This window comes from Cutibacterium equinum (assembly GCF_028021195.1).
In the GTDB taxonomy this organism is placed as follows: domain Bacteria; phylum Actinomycetota; class Actinomycetes; order Propionibacteriales; family Propionibacteriaceae; genus Cutibacterium; species Cutibacterium equinum.
The window spans coordinates 31817-49662 of the sequence record NZ_CP115668.1 but is presented as its reverse complement, the minus strand read 5'-3'; the positions used below and the strand labels follow the sequence as shown (position 1 = coordinate 49662).

11 protein-coding genes and 1 pseudogene are annotated in these 17846 nt (G+C 64.9%); 2 read left to right on the top strand and 10 right to left on the bottom strand.

Features of this window, described 5'->3' with window-relative positions; translation table 11 throughout:
• Positions 1-21: 21 nt before the first annotated feature.
• The gene (locus O6R08_RS00210; protein ID WP_271418217.1) at positions 22-2397 is read right to left on the bottom strand and encodes a YhgE/Pip domain-containing protein; all 2376 of its coding nucleotides are present in this window, start codon (positions 2395-2397) and stop codon (positions 22-24) included.
• Positions 2391-5200: pseudogene (locus O6R08_RS00205) on the bottom strand (MMPL family transporter). Before O6R08_RS00205 ends, O6R08_RS00210 begins: the two are co-directional and overlap by 7 nt.
• Positions 5201-5308: 108 nt before the next feature.
• Here O6R08_RS00205 and O6R08_RS00200 point away from each other — a divergent pair.
• Positions 5309-5935 (top strand): TetR/AcrR family transcriptional regulator, encoded by a 627-nt coding sequence (locus O6R08_RS00200; protein WP_271418216.1) that lies wholly within the window; start codon positions 5309-5311, stop codon positions 5933-5935.
• A gap of 85 nt (positions 5936-6020) precedes the next feature.
• On the opposite strand, the gene galE is transcribed toward O6R08_RS00200, so the two are convergent.
• Positions 6021-7010: a UDP-glucose 4-epimerase GalE gene (gene galE, locus O6R08_RS00195; RefSeq protein WP_271418215.1), complete on the bottom strand. Its 990-nt coding sequence runs from the start codon at positions 7008-7010 to the stop codon at positions 6021-6023.
• A gap of 185 nt (positions 7011-7195) precedes the next feature.
• Between galE and O6R08_RS00190 the strand changes: the two genes are divergently transcribed.
• Positions 7196-8551 (top strand): sensor histidine kinase, encoded by a 1356-nt coding sequence (locus O6R08_RS00190; protein ID WP_271418214.1) that lies wholly within the window; start codon positions 7196-7198, stop codon positions 8549-8551.
• A 29-nt stretch (positions 8552-8580) separates the two neighbouring features.
• Here O6R08_RS00190 and O6R08_RS00185 read toward each other — a convergent pair whose 3' ends face one another.
• Genes O6R08_RS00185 through O6R08_RS00155 form a run of 7 tightly spaced genes read right to left on the bottom strand, consistent with a single transcriptional unit; the run spans position 8581 to position 17758 of the window.
• The gene (locus tag O6R08_RS00185; RefSeq protein ID WP_271418213.1) at positions 8581-9516 is read right to left on the bottom strand and encodes a carbohydrate kinase family protein; all 936 of its coding nucleotides are present in this window, start codon (positions 9514-9516) and stop codon (positions 8581-8583) included.
• A 4-nt stretch (positions 9517-9520) separates the two neighbouring features.
• Complete coding sequence (locus tag O6R08_RS00180; RefSeq protein ID WP_271418212.1) at positions 9521-10819, bottom strand: glycoside hydrolase family 125 protein; 1299 nt, start codon at positions 10817-10819, stop codon at positions 9521-9523.
• Positions 10816-11460: an HAD family hydrolase gene (locus O6R08_RS00175; RefSeq protein ID WP_271418211.1), complete on the bottom strand. Its 645-nt coding sequence runs from the start codon at positions 11458-11460 to the stop codon at positions 10816-10818. Before O6R08_RS00175 ends, O6R08_RS00180 begins: the two co-directional genes overlap by 4 nt.
• Positions 11454-12509, bottom strand: coding sequence for an alkaline phosphatase family protein (locus O6R08_RS00170; RefSeq protein WP_271418210.1), 1056 nt, complete (start codon positions 12507-12509; stop codon positions 11454-11456). Before O6R08_RS00170 ends, O6R08_RS00175 begins: the two co-directional genes overlap by 7 nt.
• Positions 12506-15628, bottom strand: a complete 3123-nt coding sequence (locus O6R08_RS00165) for an alpha-mannosidase (protein ID WP_271418209.1) — start codon at positions 15626-15628, stop codon at positions 12506-12508. Before O6R08_RS00165 ends, O6R08_RS00170 begins: the two co-directional genes overlap by 4 nt.
• Positions 15621-17009 carry a 6-phospho-beta-glucosidase gene (locus O6R08_RS00160; protein ID WP_271418208.1) on the bottom strand — a complete coding sequence of 463 codons (1389 nt, stop codon included), beginning with the start codon at positions 17007-17009 and terminating at the stop codon, positions 15621-15623. The genes O6R08_RS00165 and O6R08_RS00160 overlap by 8 nt, the downstream gene beginning before the upstream one ends.
• Positions 17006-17758 carry a DeoR/GlpR family DNA-binding transcription regulator gene (locus tag O6R08_RS00155; protein ID WP_271418207.1) on the bottom strand — a complete coding sequence of 251 codons (753 nt, stop codon included), beginning with the start codon at positions 17756-17758 and terminating at the stop codon, positions 17006-17008. The genes O6R08_RS00160 and O6R08_RS00155 overlap by 4 nt, the downstream gene beginning before the upstream one ends.
• Between the last annotated feature and the right edge of the window lie 88 nt (positions 17759-17846).

Here is a 17846-nt window from a genome sequence, read left to right as displayed (position 1 = left end):
CACCCTAGATCGCCGGGATGCTCAGCCTGAGCTCGGCGCCAGGAGTTCCTTGGCACTGGTCTGACGCCGTCGTCCCACCGCCAACAGGCTGGCGACGAGGGCCGCCACTGCCCACATGACCACGGCCAGCACAGAGCCGAAGCCCGGATCGTTCCCGGCGACCACGGCCTGCACCCCCTGCAACGCAGGTCGCAGCGGCGAGATGGCGTCAACCCAGAGGACCGGGGCGGGAACAGTGCTGGCCAACCCGGCAGCAACACTCACCGTCACCAGGACGACGCTGATGAGCCGTCCCAGACCATGCAGCCACGCGGCCAGGGCGTGGTTGACCAGACCGAACATCACCCCGACGAGGAGCAGCATCCCGCCCAGCCCGATCGACCGTGGCACCGACAGATCCAAGGCCACCCCACCGATGACGGCCAAGCCCACACTCACCGCGATGGTGACAATCGCGCCGACCGACATCGTCCGGGACAACAGACCCAGTGTCGAGCGCGCGGATCCGAGCACCCGCGAGGGAATTGCGCGAGTCACCATCCAGGTTGTCAGGGCTGCAAGCCAAGCACCCAGGATGAGCAGAACCGCCACGACGGCCGCCGAGGTCGCCATGACAGGGCCGTCACCGTTGACGGGAGTGGACACGACGTGGGCCAGCTTGGTGCGGTCCGCCTGAGAGTAGGTCGGCACCTTCTTGGCCCCAGCCGCCAGCTCGCTGGAAAACTGGCCGGTGCCGTCAGTGAGTTTCTGGGCCCCTCCGTTGAGTTTCGTCATCCCGGCCGCGAAGGTGTCGGCCCCCGCCGAGGCCTTCGTCACCCCGTCAGAGAGCTGATTCACCCCGCCAACGTACTGATCGACACCCTGTTCGAGCTTCGGGGTCGCGGAGGCAGCCTTGGAGACCCCTGCAGTGTAGGCATCAACACCGTTGGCCAAGGTCGCAGCTCCCGAGGAAAGCTTCGCCCCGCCAGTCTTGAGCTGCTGGGATTCGGTGGCCAGGGTCTGGGCGCCGGTGGCGGCCTGGTGGATGCCATCTCGCAACTGGACAATCTGGCCGACCATCGTGGGCAGTCCGGTACGCATCTGCGCGGTGAACGTGGCAACCCCTTGGGACAGCTGCGAGGACCCGTCAGCCAGCTGGTCGATGCCGTCGTCGATGCTCATGCCGGAGTTGGGATCCTTGATGGCCATCGCCTTGACGGCCACCGTCGATCCCACCCTCACCCCGAGGGAGTACCCGTCAGTCATGACGTCGCGGACCAGGGGCAGCAGGTTCTGGCACTCCTGCGCGGTGTGCTTCTGTTGGCAGCGGGCCAAGAAGTCCGCCTCCCCCTGGGACAGGGCCTCCGGGGTGAGTTCGGCGGTCCTCTCCCCGGAGGCGTACTGACGGATCTTGGTGCGGTATCCGACCAGGCCGCCCGTGAACTGGTCAATGCCGTCCGCCAATTGGCTCGCACCGTCAGTGAGCTGGTTGAGCTGGGAGGTATCGATCGAGCCGGTGGCCGCGCTGACTTTCTGGTCCATCGTGGTCAGCCCTGCGGACAGCTCACCAATTCCGTCGACGACCTTGCCAGTCCCGTCGGTGTAGGTCGCCACCCCGCTAGCCAGCCCGTCCGCACCCTCACTGAGCTGTTTTCCCTTGTCGGAGAGGGTATTGAGGCCTCCCGAGAGCTGGGCGACGCCGTCACCAAGCTTGCCGCCGTTGGCCTGCAACTGCTGGGCTCCCCCACTGAGTGTGGTCATGCCAGTGGCCAGGGTCCCAGCTCCGGCAGCCGACTTCTTCGTGCCGTCAGCAACTTTCGTCGCCCCATCATCGAGCTGGGCAGCGGCATCCGCCATCGTCCCCATCTGCTGGGCGAACTGGTTGAAGCCGAGGTAGACGTTCTCGAGATACTTCGAGGTCACGGTGGTGTTGAGAGAACGCCGCGCCACCTGAGCGGTGAGGGCGGCGATGGTGGCATCGGAGACCGGGGAGGTCTGGGAGGTGGTGATGTCGATCATGGCTGGCCTGGCCTTCGCCGCGGAATTGGCCGAGTAGGAGGTGGCGTCAGCCGAGAAGGACTTCGGGATCGTCACGACCACCGAGTAGGTGCCGTCGCGTAAACCCGTGGCAGCCCCGTCGGCGTCGGTCAGAGTCCAGTCGACGGTGTGGCCGTCCGTGGTGTGAGAGCCGGACTCGACCAGTTCTGCGGTCAATTGACGCCCCATGGGGACCAGTTGACCACCCACCGTGACGGCCTTGTCCTCATTGACCACAGCCGCCTTCACCTGATCCAGCCGATCGGTGGTCCGCCAGGTGGTGCCGACCAGGCCGGCCACCACCAGCAACGGCATGAGGATGAGGGCGACCACCGCCGGCCACCGCAATCTGATCGTGGAATGGGAACGTTCAGTCAACATCGGGTACCTCCCAGGGGCGACTCAGGTTGGTGACAGTGAGGTCATGGACGGCCGGTGGCTCCAGCCAGGCGATGCGACCGGCTCGCTGGGCTCCCAGGATCACGGCGGCCTCGCCGGCCTGGTTGACCTCCCGAATGAAGGATTCGAGCTGGTCGCGGTGAGACTGCTCGACCATCTGGTCGGCGTGGTCAATGAGGAACAGACGGGGGCGATGGCGAGGTGGATGGGTCAGCGCCGTCGTGGCAGCCCGCAATTCCTCGGTGAGGTTGTGGTCGGTGGCGTCAATGAACCATGTCACCCGACGCACCGCAGCGGCTCGCTCGGGAAGCAGCCATCCTCCCGAACGCATCCGTCCCTGGTCGAGGGGGAGTCGCCCCCCAATCGCCAACAAGACGGCCGTGACGACGCCCTGCGGCCCCACGACGGCATGCACCTCATGAGGTTCGACGTGCATGTCGAGGTCAGCGAAGAGTTCATCGACCCCGATCCCCTCGGCGTGCAGCGCCTCGGTGTGAGCAGGGGTGGGCCACTCGGCGAATTTCTCCTCATGGGCGATGCCCTCCCCCTCGATGTCGAGTCGGGGGATGCGACGATCCAGCCACGTCGGCAGCCACCAGGCCTTGTCGCCGAGCAGAGCCATGACAGCCGGGACGAGGGTCATTCTCACCAGGAAGGCGTCAGCAAAGATACCGATGGCCAAGGCCAGGGCAATCTCCTTGATCGCATTCATACCTTCCGGAATGAAGAAGGCGAACACCGAGAACATGATGACTGCGGCTGCCGTGACGACCTTCCCCGACCCGATGAACCCCTTGATGACCGAACCTTTGGCGTTGCCGGTGTGGACGTATTCCTCGCGCATTCGCGACACCAGGAAGACCTCATAATCCATCGCCAGGCCGAAAAGGATGCCCATGACGACGATCGGCATGAAGGAGATGATCGGGACCGGGCGGTCAAGGTTGACCACCGACAATCCGATACCTCTGTTGAACACCAACTGCGCTGCCCCGAAAGCCGCCCCCACCGAGAGCAGATACCCCACGGTCGCCTTGATGGGCACCGCGATCGAACGGAACACCACCGTCAGCAGCACCAGACACAGTCCGACGACGAAGATCCCGAAGGGCAGCAGAGCGGTTCCCAGGCGGTCGGAGACGTCCAGCTTGATCGCCGTCAACCCGGTGACGGCGGTGTCCACCCCATATGTGTCGTGCCATTCGGTCTTGTGGTCACGTAAGTCACGAATCAGGTCATTGGTCGCTTCATCGCTGGGATCGGTGGTCGGCAACACCTGGATCATGGCCGTGTCGGCGTTCTGGTTCGGAACTGCCAGCGCGACGCTCTCGACGCCGGGGAGCTTCTCGATGTCGGCCTTGAGCCCGTTGACGATCCTCATCGGGTCGGTGGAGGTGACGATGTCAGCGGTGACGATGACCGGGCCATTGAATCCGGGGCCGAACTTCTGCTCCAGAACGTCGTAGGTCTGCCGAGCGGTGTTGTCGGCGGGCAGTTCTGCGGCGGTTGGCAGGCCGAGATGGAGGTCCTTCGCCGGGACGGCCAGGGCACCCAGCCCCACCACGACAACAAGGACGGTGACCAGGGGGAGGCGGGTGACAGTGCGCACCCACCGCCCGAAGATGCCGCCGGAGCGTTCGGCGGCAACGGCCGTGGCGCGGGTCGAAGCTGCCTCCTCGACTTCTGTGGCATGGTCGTTGCTGGTCGAGCCCACTGCAACCGCAGCTGACTGAGACCCCCGTCCGCGCCGAGATTTCCGCGGGCGCAGTCTGTCCCCCATGAGCCCCATGAAGGCTGGCAGCATCGTCAGGGCGATGACGACGGCCAGGGCGACACCGATCGCGGCGAAGACACCCATGACGGTGAGGAAGGGGATCTTCACGATGGCCAGGCCGACAAGGGCGATGACGACCGTCGTTCCGGCGAAGACCACCGCAGCGCCCGAGGTCGCGACAGCCCGAGCGGCCGACTCCTGGGCCTCGAAGCCGTCACGCAACTGGTCGCGGTGACGCGAGAGGATGAACAGGGCGTAATCGATTCCCACGGCCAGTCCGAGCATGACGGAAAGCACCGGGGCGACGGAATTGACGGTGGTGAACCGGGTGAGGATCGTCATGATCGAGTACGTGATTCCCACCCCCAGGACTGCCGTGATGATCGGCATTCCGGCTGCCACCAGGGATCCCAGGGTGATGGCGAGGACGATGAGAGCCACCCCGACGCCGATGGCCTCGGTGATCGACAGGGAGGGCAGCATGGCCTCGAAGGCCTGACCTCCGACGTAGACGTGTGATCCCGGCGGTAGGTCAGCCTGGATCTCGCGGCCCACCCGTTGCAGGTCGTCACGCCCGGAGTCGGGGAAGGTCACCGCGGTCACCTGTCCCAGCTCCACCTGGATGACGGCTGCGGTGTGGTCCTTGTTGACGAACCCGGTGACGTACGGGTTCCACGGTGACGTGGCCCCCGTCACGCCCTTGAGGTCCTTGAGGTCCTCAACCCCTTTCTCGATCCGGGAGCGAAGAGGTGTCGACGAGATGTCGGTGCCCTCCGGCACGGTGACGACGAGGTTCGCGCTCAGCGCGGACGCCTGCGGGAAGGTGACCTGGAGGTTGTCATAAGCGATCTGGGAGGGGGCACCGGGGATGGTGAAGGAGTCGTCGTAGTCGCCAGTCAGGGCGGCCATCCCCACCCCGAGCAAGACCACCAGGCCCAGCCACACGGCGACGACAGTCTTGGCTCTGCGGAAGCACCAGGCCCCAAGATCGTGAAGGAAGGAGGACATCATCACCCCGCAATGGACTCGTCCACACACCGTTCGATACATCAATGTATTCGATGCAGTATCGTATCCGATGCATTGTCGTATTCAACAGTAGAGGTCCTCAGGAGCGTCATGTCCACCTCCACCACGCCAGTCTCCGCTCGCCGGGCAGCAACCCAGGCACGACTGGCTGACGCCGCCGTCACCGTCTTCGCCCGCAAGGGAGTACCGGGGTCCACCCTCGAGGAGATCTGCGAGGAGGCTGGCTTCACCCGCGGAGCCTTCTACTCCAACTTTGATTCCAAGGATGAGCTGTGCATGGCGGTGCTGAGCCGCTACGCCGAGAAGAACCTCGCTGCCCTCAGCTCCTCACTGGACTTCCCCGACGACGGCCACGAGGCGCTGCACGATCGAATCCACGACATCATCGCCCTCTTCGCGTCGGCGGTCGGCTCTGACCCGACGACGGTTGTGGCGATCCTGGAGATCACCCTCGAAGCCGCACGAAACCCACACTTGCGAGAGGCCTACCAGCTGGTCGAGGCGACCATTGCTCCTGCCCTGCGCACGATGGTTGAACAAGCCCTGCGCGACCACAACGTCACGACGACGATCAGTGTCGCCGACCTCATCGACGTCACCCGTGCAGTCTTCGATTCCCGGGTGCTGGCGGCCATGGCGTCGGGACGAAAGGCCGACATCGACCGCATGATCGAGCAACTGACGACGATGGTGCTGACCTTCATCCGTCCGCTGTGATCCCGCCTCAAACGACGCTCACCAGGGAAAACACCACCGGCCCCGCACAGATGCGAGGCCGGTGACGAGTCGAGGGTACGCCAGATCAGTAACCCAGGATCTTCTTGCGCTCAGGCAGCCATGCGATGGCGTCACGAATGCCGTCAGCAGGGGTCAGCTCCGCGCTCCACCCGAGCAGATCCTTGGCCCGGCTGGACACCGTGTAGGCACCTGCGACGTCACCGGGACGCGGCGGACCGAAGACGACATTGAGAGGCTTGCCAGTGCCCTCCTCGAAGGCCTTGACGAGCTCCTTGACGGTGACACCATTTCCGGTGCCGATGTTGAACACCTGGTAGGGCTCCTCGGTGGTCACCTCGTCGAGGTGCTCCAGGGCGGCGACGTGGGCGCGGGCGAGGTCCCAGACGTGGATGAAGTCGCGGATGCCCGAACCGTCACGGGTCGGCCACTCGACGCCGGTGACGGTGAAGGTGGACTCGTCCATCCAGGCGTCGATCATCTTGCCGAGCACGTGGGTGGGGTGCTCGATCTGCTGACCGGTGCGCAGCTTCGGGTCCGAACCGATCGGGTTGAAGTAACGCAGGCTGAGGGCCTTGAGGTCAGAAGAGTGGGCGGCGTCACGCAGAATGAACTCCACCATGAACTTCGTGGTGGCGTAGGGGGAACCGGGGTCCAGAGCGGACTCCTCGGTCACCTTGAACTCCTCGTCGGTGGCGTAAATCGAGGCCGAGGAGGAGAACAGGATGCGGCGCACACCATTGCGCTCCATGCCCTTGAGCAGGGCGACGGTCTTGCCGACGTTGTTGTCGTAGTAGGTCAGAGGCTCAGCAACCGACTCCGGCACGATGATCTTGGCCGCGCAGTGCACCACGGCGTCAATCTGATTCTCGGTGAACACTCGGTCAAGCAGGTCCTGATCGGCGATGTCGCCCTGGTAGAAGGTGCGGTCTCCGACGAATTCACGGCGTCCTGCGGACAGGTCGTCCAGGACGACGACCTCGTGACCTGCCTCCTCGCATGCCGAACCGACCGTCGATCCGATGTAACCGGCCCCGCCGGTGATGAGAATCTTCATGGGAACCTTTCGTGACGTCGACTTCCTTGAGTTGAGTTTAGACGCGCCTCGCCAGCCTCAATGGCAACCCATCACCCTGTGTGGTGGATTGGTCACTGATGGTGCGCGTTGCCAGCCGAGTCGTCACATTGCTGTCGGTCGCAGCCGATACTCCACAGTTGCTTTCCCTTTCTAGACTTGCGGTCATGGAGGACGCCGGATCGCAAAGCCCAGCCACGGAGAACCGTTCCAACGGATCTCTCGGGGCTGGGGTGCGCGCCCGTCTCAATCGGTTCAATCCGAACCGCAACAACGTCCCTCAAATCAGCATCCCGGGCATGGAAGAGGTGCTGGACCCCAAGCTCGACGATGGCCGCCCGACCGATACCGAACGGGCATGGTGGGGCGACGTCACCTTGACCCTCGTCATGGCCGTGGTGACGATCGTCCCCTATTTCGTCGCCCTGGTGGAGTGGCCGCGCCCCGAGTACGTCGCCGCCCTCTTCTCGTCCCTCATCATGGTGGCCTCCCTGCCGATGCGCCGCGAGCACCCCCTGCGCATGATGAGCTTGGTCGCCGTCGGCGCCATCATCCAGTTCCTCTTCGTGCCCTTCCCGGTGCTCAGTATCTTCGTCGTCCCCATCGCGTCCTATTCGGTGGCACGATGGGTCGACGGTCGCCAGTCCCGCTGGGTGCTGTGGGTCGGAGCCGCAGGCTCGGTCATTGGGCCGATGAGGTGGATCCCGACCATTGCCGCCGGTTACGACCCTTCGTCAGGAACGCCGTGGGTGCTGCTGGTTCTGGCCATGACGGTGTGCGCGGGCCTCGTACTGACGCCATATGCGGTAGGTAGACGACTGCGAGAATCCGCTCTCCTCGATTCCCAGCAGCGCATCGTCAAGGCGCAACGGTACCGGGCAATCCTCGCCGAACGTGAGCAGCAGGCCAGGGTGGCCGAGGAACGTACCCGAAACGAGATCGCCCGAGAACTTCACGACATCGTCGCCCATTCGCTGTCGGTCATGATTGTGCAAGCCGAAGGTGGCAAGGCACTGGCAGCGAAGAAACCCGAGAAAGCACCCGAAGTACTCGACACCATTGCCGAGACCGGGCGTGAGGCACTCCTGGAAATGAGACGAATCGTCGGAGTACTGCGTCAAGACACCGACGCCGAGTTCTCCCCCTCCCCTGGTCTGGCCGAGATTGCCGACCTGGTGGAGAAGTCCGGGGTCAAGGCTGAGCTGACGGTGATCGGGGATGAGCCGGTCGTCCCCCAAGCCCTCGGCCTCGTCGTGTACCGGGTTGTGCAAGAAGCCCTCACCAACGTCCTCAAGCATGCCGGCCGCAACGCCCACGCCACAGTGACCCTCACCTATTCACCGACCGCGATCCAGGCGGAGATCCTCGACGACGGGTACGGGGATGCCGTCCAAGGTGACGGACGCGGCCACGGCCTACAGGGGATGCGGGAGCGTGTGACGTCAATGGGGGGACACTTGTCGACAGGGCCTCGCAAGGAAGGCGGGTTCCGCGTCATGGCGACGCTGCCGGTACCCGCCTGACTCCCGCCAAGGGTCAGCCCGACTCCTGCTCACCCCAACAGTTCGGCGAGAAAACCCAGCCGCTGCCGATCCCGCGGTACCCAGGCAAGCAGGTCGTCGGGGGTGAGCGGGTCGGCAGTCCCGTGCGCTCGCGAGGTGACGATGGCTCCCACCAGAGCTGCCACATCGAGTTTTCGTGCCAGCGGCACCGGCCAGTCCCAGCTCCAGGCCAAGCCGGCCAAGGTGGCATCCCCGGCCCCGGTGGTGTTGACCGGATCAATGGCCACTGCCGGCACATGGACCTCCTCCCCGGTACGCGAATCCACGCCGACGATCCCGTCGCCACCACACGTGACGACAACGATCGGCACGTGTTCGGCAAGCGCGCGGGCCGCCCGCACCGGGTCGTCGGTACCTGTCAGACGCATCGCCTCAGCAGCATTCGGGGTATAGCAGGTACATCCCGACACCGCCTCCAGGACTCCCGGTTCGCAGCCCTCCTCGAATCCGTGGTCGGCAATCACCGGAATCCCGGCATCGGCGGCTTCGTGCAGCCAGGCCTCAGCGGGAACCGAGATATGGGTGACGATGGCGTCGATTCCCTCAAGGTTCGGGGCGCGGAATGGGGCCGGCAGCGCCGTTTCCACGGTCGTCATGGCCCGCTCGGTGCCACAGGCCTGGCTCATCGTCACCGGGAGCGCCCAGCCTGGATGGATCGGGCTCGGGGCCAGATCGATGCCCCAGTCAGCCAATTCGCGACGGCACATCTGCGAGGTGGGGTCCTCCCCCAGACCCGTGAGCAACTGCACCCGTGCTCCCAGACTTGCGGCGATGCGGGCCGTGTTGGCAACCCCACCCCAGGTGGCGACGAAGTCCGTGCCGTAGCGCTCCTCTCCCAACGCGGGCAATTCCGTGATTCCAGAGATGACAAGGTCGCGGTACGTGATGCCGACGGCGAGCAGCCGAGGATGACAGTTGACGGGCATGGGCTCACCTGGCATCGGTGATGGCCTCGACACCGGCCACCTTCATCATGAGCAGGCAGGCCATCGAGTTCGACCAGCTGAACCATCCGCGCGTGAACCGGGTGGGGTCATGCGGATCGAAACTCTCGTGCGTCCAGCCCGTTCCACCGTCGGTGGCCAGGATCGTCCTCAGGCAGTCGCGCGCCTCGACGTCGTCGCCGGTGAGTCCTTGTACCGCCAGACCGATGTGCCAGATGTAACCGTCGGGGCTGTGCGGGCTACCAATCCCTCGTGCTGTCGGACCGCTGAACAGGTACGGGTTGGCCTCGCTGAGTACCCAGCTCCGGGTCGCCTGGTAGAGCGGATCGTCACCGGACAGGTCGCTGGTCAGGGGAAGCGACAGTAGCGACGGCATATTCGCGTCGTCCATCTCCAGCACGGATCCGAGTCCGTCGACCTCGTAGGCAAGGTGATCGTTGACGATGCCGAATCGCCTCACCCCGGCGTCGATGTCATCGGCCAACTGCGCGGCGCGTTCGGCCAAGCCCTCGTCGTCCCAGACGCGACAGAATTCGCCAATCTGGCGCAGGGCACGCATGGCCATGAACTGTGCCGGGATGTTGTACCCGTATCGGCAGGCGTCGTCGGAAGGCCGGAACCCGCTCCACGTCATTCCGGTACGCGCTACCGGCCCTCCCGAGCCGTCGGGGCCAAGGGTGTCGCCGGGTTCGCTGGGGCGCACATGGCGGTAGGTGGAGCGGGTGGCATGGTCCTGCTCCAGGGTCCACAGGTCGACGATGCGCCAGCACCCCTCGTGCACCGCAGTGTCGAGGTGGTCGGCACTTGCCGTGGCCTGCCAGAACCGCCATGCCAGATCGACGGGGAAGGCCAAGGAATCAACCTCGTACTTGCGCTCCCACAACTCATCGAGCAGGTCGACGTCGTCGGGGTCGAAATGCGCGCCGGTCGGCCCGGAATTGAAGGCGTTGGCGTAGGGGTCGACGCCAATGCAGTGCCACTGGCGGGCAATGACGTCACTGACCTGACGCGACACCTCGGGCAGGTCGCACAGGGCCAGGAACGGCCACAACTGAGCTGACGAGTCGCGCAACCACATCGCCGGAATGTCGCCGGTGACCACGAAGACACCGTGGTCGTCGCGGGTCATGGTGCGCGTCCACGTGTCCGTCATCCAGGCCACGAATCGGCTCTCGGCCTGCTGGGCCACGTCCTTGTCAAGGTGTTCGCCGACACCTCGACCGATCTGAGCTCCGACCTCGTCCAGGCGTCGCTGTAGAGCACCGGTCATGTCGCACACGCTCATCGGTGGGGCTCCCAGGAGGTCACGCGCTCATCGTCCAACCCAGGAACCCACATGTTCCCCTGACCCTTGAGTCGCTCACCGAGGGTGAGAACCCACGCTCCGGCCGCCTGTCCGGCGCGCAGCCCGAAGGCAGAGTCTTCGATGACGACACATGTGGTGGGGTCGACACCCAGTCGCTTCGCTGCTGTCAGGTAGGGATCGGGGGCCGGTTTCCCGGCGGGGACGTCGTCGAATCCAAGGACAGTGTCGAACAGGTCCAGCCAGTGCTGCGAGGACAGCCCGTCATGCACGAGGCGGGTCGGCGAATTGGACACCACCGCAATCGGCAGGTGCCCGGACAACCTCCTCACCAGGCGGTCCGCCCCGGGCATCGGCCTCGTATTGTCAGCCAGGCTGGCGTCCAGAAGGTCGAGCAACCGTTCAAGGGTGGCCTGTCGATCCGCCTGGGGATGGTCGCGCAGATACAGTTCAACGACATCGTCAACGGTGCCCCCGTCGACGTCGGCGCCGGCATCGTCGTCGAGGCGGCGTCCCCACAGCTGTTCGCAGGCCACACGCCATGCAGGCAAGGAGTCGAGCAGGGTGCCGTCCATGTCAAAGAGGACGCCGCCGACCTTCTCGGGCAAGTGCGTCGTCACCATTCAAAATCCATCTCTCTACTCGGGCCGACTGGTTTCACATCGCGCAACATACCGACGTCGCTGGCATCCATATGGCCTGGGTGCACGCCGATGGCCTCAAGCAACAGCGGCGTCAACTCATGGCTGCGAATGGGATCGGTGCGAAGCAGTGGAGCGGGCAGGGCCCCGCCGATGTGGTGAGCGGCCAGGAAGCTACGACGCACCTCGACCTCATCCTCTCCGTGGCCTCCCTCAGGCTTGTGCCCGTGGTCGGTGGTGACGGCGACGAGCCATTCCTCCCCGAGCTGTTCGTGGCGCTCCGCGACGGCCTTGACGAGGTGCCGGGTGAGCTCGTCGACGTGGCGCACGGCTTGGCGATACTGGTCGGAGTCAGCTCCATGGCTGTGCCCGGCGTGGTCGACCCCTTCAAAGTAGACGACGGCGGCATCCGGGCCCTCGTGCAACAGGTGCCAGGCGGCCCACGACGCCACCTGCTCGTCGGCCCTGTCAATGCCCTCGGACAGGTCGGGGCCGAAGAGCTGGTGCTGGCCGGTGCGTTGCTGATCCACCCGCTGGTGGATGATCGGCCCTGGCCCGTAAGGGCTGACGAAGGCGTCCCAGGTGGCTGCTGCGATGGTGCGTGCCGACGAGTTGGCGAAGAAGATCTGGGACAAGATGTCGGGGTGGCGGGCCAGGTCATGGCCGACGAACTCGTTCCACCACACATTGCACTGTTCGTGGGTGGCGCCGGTGAGGATCGTCGTCCAGCCGGGAGCCGAATCGGTGGGCGGAGTCATCCACATCGGGATGATCGTGCCCTGAGAACGGGCGTCACCTCGCACCAGCCGGGCGAGAGTGGGGGCCAGCCCGCTGGGGGCCTGGTCAGCGGGCAGGGTGTGGTCGAGGGCTGGGGCGGGGTGTTCGGGAACCGGCTGTCCCTCGCCCACCCCGCGCACGAATCGCGGATCGGCGGGGTGATCGGGGTGGAGGAACCCGGGATTATCCTGCAACGCCTCGGGCAGTGCCATGTCCAGGCGCATCCCATCGATGCACACCAGAAGCAGTTTCATCCCTGACTCACTCTCAACGTCACGATCTGGAACGGATTCAGGGCGAGGTCGACCTCGCTCACGGCTGCTGTCGGGAGCTGTTGGGTCGGATCTTCGACTCGCTCCTCGAGCAGGTCCACCTCGCTGAGGTGACCAGCCCGGTCCATCAGCAGGCGTACTCGGCTACGAGCGCCATCGGCTTCGTGCAGCCGTATGACCAGGTCACCAGACCCGTCGAAGGCCTGTTTGACCGAGTCGATGACGGCCACACCGCGTATCGGCTCGATCCGGGCCAGGCTGTCCAGGCGCAGCGCGCCATCTCGGGTCTGGAGAGGCTGGTTGAGCCGCGCCGCCTCGACATAGGCCGACTCAACCCCGGCATCGGTGAGCAGGCTGTAGACGATGTGGTGATGGCCTCGGTCGGGGTGCGGGTCCGGGTTCTGTGGGGAGCGCAGCAGGGTGAGCCGGGCCATGACACCCAGGGTGGGCGTGTGTTCGTCTCCTCCCGCCGGGCTCACGTCATGACCGTAACTGGACTGGTTGGCCAGTGCGACGGCGTAGCCGGGTTCACCCAGCAACATCCACTGCTGTCCACAGCTTTCAAAGTGGGCGTCATCCCATGACGTGTTGGCACTGATCGGTCGCTTGATGTGACCGAACTGGATCTCGTCGACGCTGGTGTCAGCGGCCACGTCGAGGGGGAAGTCGACCTTGAGGACCCGAGCCTGCTGCGCCCAGTCGATGTCGAGGCTGAACTCAACCGCTCGGGAGTCGGCATCAAGAGTGATCTCCTGAACGACAGCGGACTTCCCGCGTTCAACACGCACCGTGCTCCGTAGTGGGTCCTCGTCGACGTCCAACCCGGTGAGGTCATCCATCACATCAGCACTGTGACGGTACTGGTGCTGCAACTCCCACGCGTCGAAACAGTCGGGGTGGTCGGGGTGCAGGACGAGTCGGTTGGCGCGCTGACCGGGCAACAGGAGTTCGCGGTCGGCCTGAAGGTCGACGATCGAGCTCACCAGCCCGTCGTGGGTGTCGATGCACACCTCGACCAGTCCATTGCTCATGCGGATCGTGTCGGGGTCTCGCTCCACCCGCACCGGGTGTTCGGGATCAACCACCGCATCGGTCAGAGGCTGTGCCGCCAGGGCTGGCACCTGGACCAGTGTGGGGCGATCGTCAACGGTGATGACCTCGCGACGGCCACTGGGGGATGGATTGATGACGCTGGCCCCGGTGTTCTCGTGGTCAGCCTCCTGTACCAGTGCCTGCCAGGCGTCGTCCATGAGCTGATCCAGCTCGGCACGAATGGCGGTGAACTCGGCGATGGCCTCCTGGTTCACCCACGCGATCGACGAGCCGGGCAGGATGTCATGGAACTGCAACAGCAGGGTGCGTTGCCACAGTTTTTCCAACTGCTCGTGGGGGTAGGGGTGACCGATGCGAGCTGCGGCGGTGGCCAGCCACTCGGCAGCGGTGAGAGCCGCCTCGGCGCGACGGTTGCCGTCCTTGAGGCCATGAACGGAGGTGTAGACGCCTCGGTGGAACTCCAAGTACATCTCGCCACGCCACACCGGCGCCTGGGGGTAGTCGTCGCGAGCCTGGGCGACGTAATCGTCAGGTGAACCCAACTGAACCTGAGGTGCGTCCTCCAGATTGGCGAACCGGCGGGCACGTTCCACCTGTTCAGCGGTGGGGCCTCCGCCGCCATCGCCATACCCGAAGGGCAAGATCGAGCGTCGCGCGACGCCTTTCTCCTTGAAGCTCGCCTCAGCCTTCTTGACCTCGCTGGCGCTGACGATGGAGTCGTAACAGTCCACCGGCGGGAAGTGCGTCCAGATGCGCGTCCCATCGATGCCTTCCCACCAGAATGTGTGGTGAGGCAGGGTGTTGGCTGTGTTCCAGCTCATCTTTTGGGTGAAGAACCAGGTCATCCCGGCCAACCGGGCGATCTGGGGCAGCGCGCCCGTGTAGCCGAAGGAGTCCGGTAGCCACAGGCAGTCTGGACGTACCCCGAGCTGGTCACGCATCCAGCGCAGGCCGGTGGTGAATTGGCGCACCAATGATTCCCCGGAGGGCAGGTTGGTGTCGGACTCCACCCACATGCCTCCCACGGGGTGCCACTGGCCACGCTCGATGGTGTCCTTGACGCGCTGGAGGATTTCCGGCGACGAGTCCTGGAGCCAGGCGTAATGCTGGGCGCTGGTGCACGCGAAGTGGAAGTCGGGGTACTCCTCGGCCAGAGAGACGACGTTGGAGAAGGTTCGCACCACCTTGCGGCGGGTCTCGCGCAGCGGCCACAGCCATGCCGAGTCGATGTGGGCGTGTCCGATGGCAGTCATCTGTTGGGCCGACGAGTTCGCCCCGGAGTCAAGGTAGCCGGCAAGGATTTCTCGGGCCCGTGGGGCGCCGGCGAGGATGCCGTGATGATCGATCTCGTCGGCGGCCTCTTCCAAGCCGTGCAGCAGCCGGGCGCGGTGGGTGGAGTCGGCCGCCAGCTGGCGCATGAGCCCGTCGAGGACGTCAATGTCGAGCCACAGGCCCCACACCTCGTCGCGGCGCACCGAGAGTTCGGCTCCCTTGAACTGCCACAGCGGTTCATCGCCTGCGGTGCGACGATCCCCCAGCGTGGTGGGCCCACCCAGGTGCAGGGTCATGTCGGGGTTACCGGCGGCCTCCACCCACAACTCGACGCTTCCGTCGGCCCCGATGAGCGGCTCACCCTCGTCAGCGAGTCGTCGGGACAATGCCCCGTGGTTGAGGGCGACCCGGTGGTTGCGTGGGTTGAGGGCTTTGAGGGGGCGTCCCGATGCGGTGTACACCATCGCTTCGGACTGGTTTCCGGCCCAGTCACCGACGAATCCGAGGTCCACCGAGAGGTCAACGTTGTCGCCAGCGTGGGCCTCGGGCAGGGTGCCAGTGACGTGAAGCCACCAGGTACTCCAGGGAGAACCCCACCAGGTTCCGGACGGGAACGGACGGTAGTTGGCAGCAACAGCTTCCGCAAAGCTCACCGGTTCACCGGGAGCCTGCCAGGCCGTCACGTCCAATGAGCAGATCTTGGTGGTAAGTTCTCGTTCGAGGCGCTCCTTGAGGTTGCCAATGCGGTCCTGGGTGAGCTCGGTGTGATCATGCATGGTCGTCCACAAGGTAGTTCAGGCCATCGAAGGCATTGGCGAAGTCATTGAGGAGTTGCTCGGCGACGTGCACCGAGTCCACCAATGGGTGGTGGCTGAGGGCCAGCAGTGCGGCGGTACGGCTGTGGTTGACAGCGGCCTCGATCGTGCGCTGCTCGACATATTTGGCGTTGACGACGAGTCCGCGAGCGTGGTCGGGCAGGGGCGGGGCAGGGAGTCGGTGAATCCCGGCGCCATCGACTCGGCACGGGATTTCCACGACGGCGTCGTCCGGTAGGTCGGGCAGGGCTCCGTGGTTGGCGACGTTGAGGATGAGTTCAGCAGGAACGTCGTTGGCGATGGCGTGCATGATCGCGAGGGCGACCTTGTCGTATCCGCCGGTTTCCAGGTCGGCCTCATCGCGCTCGAACTCCCCCGAGACCTCGCGGTTGGTGGCCATGTAGGTCTCTTCGCGCTCCAGGCGAGTGGCCTCCCACAAGGCGGCGACGTCGTCAGTGTGTTGGGCCTGGGTGTAGAAGCGCCGCTGCTGGGCCTCCAGGAACACCCCGCGCGGGGCCTCGGCATTCTGATCGACGGTGAGGTCGTCGCGAGAGTAGTAGTAATAGTGCAGGTACTCGTTGGGTACAGCGCCCAGAGCTTGCACCAGATCAGCGCCGAAGAGCCGACCTTCCTCAAAACTGCCGATGAGGTCGGGGCGCTCCAACAGGCGCGGCAGGACGTCGGTGCCGTCGACCTCCAAGCTGGTGAGCCACCCCAGGTGGTTGAGCCCGCTGTAGCCGATGTGCACGCGCCCGTCGGCGTTGAACAGGGAACCCAGGCCAGTTGGTGCCAGCCCGGCATCCTGCAAGGTGGTGAGAGCGCGACGGGCCAGGCCGACCGGGGAGTCGCAGATGCCGACGACTTGGTCTCCGAGGCGCTGCTGCATGACCTCGGTCATCACCCCGGCGGGATTGGTGAAGTTGATGACCTTGGCATTGGGGGCACACTGCGTTATCTGCTCGACCAGATCGAGCACGACCGGGATACCCCGCAAGGCATACGAAATACCGCCCGCCCCGACAGTCTCCTGGCCGATGACACCACGGGCCAGACACATCGACTCATCGAGGGCGCGTCCGCGTGTTCCGGCGACGCGAATGGCCGAGAAGATGAAATCAGTTCCGGTCAGAGCAGTGCGCAGGTCCGTGGTCGCCACGACCGACGGCGGATGAGGCAGACTCGGGGCCAACTGGGACAACACTGTTTCGATGACGCCCAGTCGCAGCGTGTCAGTGTCGTACAGGCGCAGTTCGGTGACTCGTTGGGGTGAATCGTCGCTGGCAAGTGCCTTGAAAACCAGTGGAACGCGGAATCCCCCGCCACCAAGGATGGTGAGTTTCATGCGATGACGACCTCCATGCCTGTTGATTCGCAGTGAGCGTTGACGTCCGGCGGCAGTGGCCCGTTTGTAATGATCCCACTGACGCCGTCGATGGTGAAGGGGGAATGTGCCCCGACACCTGGGAATTTCTCGGAGTCGACGAGCAGGTAGCTTCGACTCGCTGCAGCGACAATTGCCTGTTTGATCTGCGCCTGGGAGCGGCTTGTGTCACGCACCCGGCCGTTGACGCTCACCCCGGAGCAACCCAGGAAAGCCAGGTCGGCTTGATGGTGAGTCAGCGCATCAGCGACGAACTGACCGTCAAAGCACTGGTAGCGCTCCGACCACACTCCTCCCAGCACGATCACAGTGACGTCCGGGGCAGTCTTGAGAGCTTCAAAGACCGGTAGGGACGCCGTGAGGACGGTGATGGAGCGCTCGGCGAGCAGCCCCGACAGATGATGGACGGTGGTGCCGATGTCCATGATGACGGTATCGCCGTCGTGGACGAGTTCGGCGGCCTCCCGGGCGATTGCAGCCTTGGCGCGACTGTGGTGATTCATCACGTCACCGAAGTGATCGTCCACACTCGTGACGAGCTGGACGCCACCCCAGGAGCGCTCGATGATGCCCTTGTCCTCCAAAGCGATGCAGTCACGCCGGGCCGTGGCCACACTCACGTTGAGATCCCGAGCGATGTCGACGGTTCGCATGGCAGATCGGCCCCGCAGCAGTTCGACGATCGCGTCGTGACGAGCGGCCTTGAGCATACGGCCATGGTACCGACCCACAGCCACAGGTCCATAGATTTTCGTCAATTCGATCAATTTGCGTCATTTCCTCACCCCTGGCCGCTAC

What these genes read in the sequence shown, in the direction of transcription:
- O6R08_RS00210 (WP_271418217.1), bottom strand. Translation starts at nt 2,397, where the DNA reads ATGTTGACTGAACGTTCCCATTCCACGATCAGATTGCGGTGGCCGGCG.
- O6R08_RS00200 (WP_271418216.1), top strand. Translation starts at nt 5,309, where the DNA reads ATGTCCACCTCCACCACGCCAGTCTCCGCTCGCCGGGCAGCAACCCAG.
- galE (WP_271418215.1), bottom strand. Translation starts at nt 7,010, where the DNA reads ATGAAGATTCTCATCACCGGCGGGGCCGGTTACATCGGATCGACGGTC.
- O6R08_RS00190 (WP_271418214.1), top strand. Translation starts at nt 7,196, where the DNA reads ATGGAGGACGCCGGATCGCAAAGCCCAGCCACGGAGAACCGTTCCAAC.
- O6R08_RS00185 (WP_271418213.1), bottom strand. Translation starts at nt 9,516, where the DNA reads ATGCCCGTCAACTGTCATCCTCGGCTGCTCGCCGTCGGCATCACGTAC.
- O6R08_RS00180 (WP_271418212.1), bottom strand. Translation starts at nt 10,819, where the DNA reads ATGAGCGTGTGCGACATGACCGGTGCTCTACAGCGACGCCTGGACGAG.
- O6R08_RS00175 (WP_271418211.1), bottom strand. Translation starts at nt 11,460, where the DNA reads ATGGTGACGACGCACTTGCCCGAGAAGGTCGGCGGCGTCCTCTTTGAC.
- O6R08_RS00170 (WP_271418210.1), bottom strand. Translation starts at nt 12,509, where the DNA reads ATGAAACTGCTTCTGGTGTGCATCGATGGGATGCGCCTGGACATGGCA.
- O6R08_RS00165 (WP_271418209.1), bottom strand. Translation starts at nt 15,628, where the DNA reads ATGCATGATCACACCGAGCTCACCCAGGACCGCATTGGCAACCTCAAG.
- O6R08_RS00160 (WP_271418208.1), bottom strand. Translation starts at nt 17,009, where the DNA reads ATGAAACTCACCATCCTTGGTGGCGGGGGATTCCGCGTTCCACTGGTT.
- O6R08_RS00155 (WP_271418207.1), bottom strand. Translation starts at nt 17,758, where the DNA reads ATGCTCAAGGCCGCTCGTCACGACGCGATCGTCGAACTGCTGCGGGGC.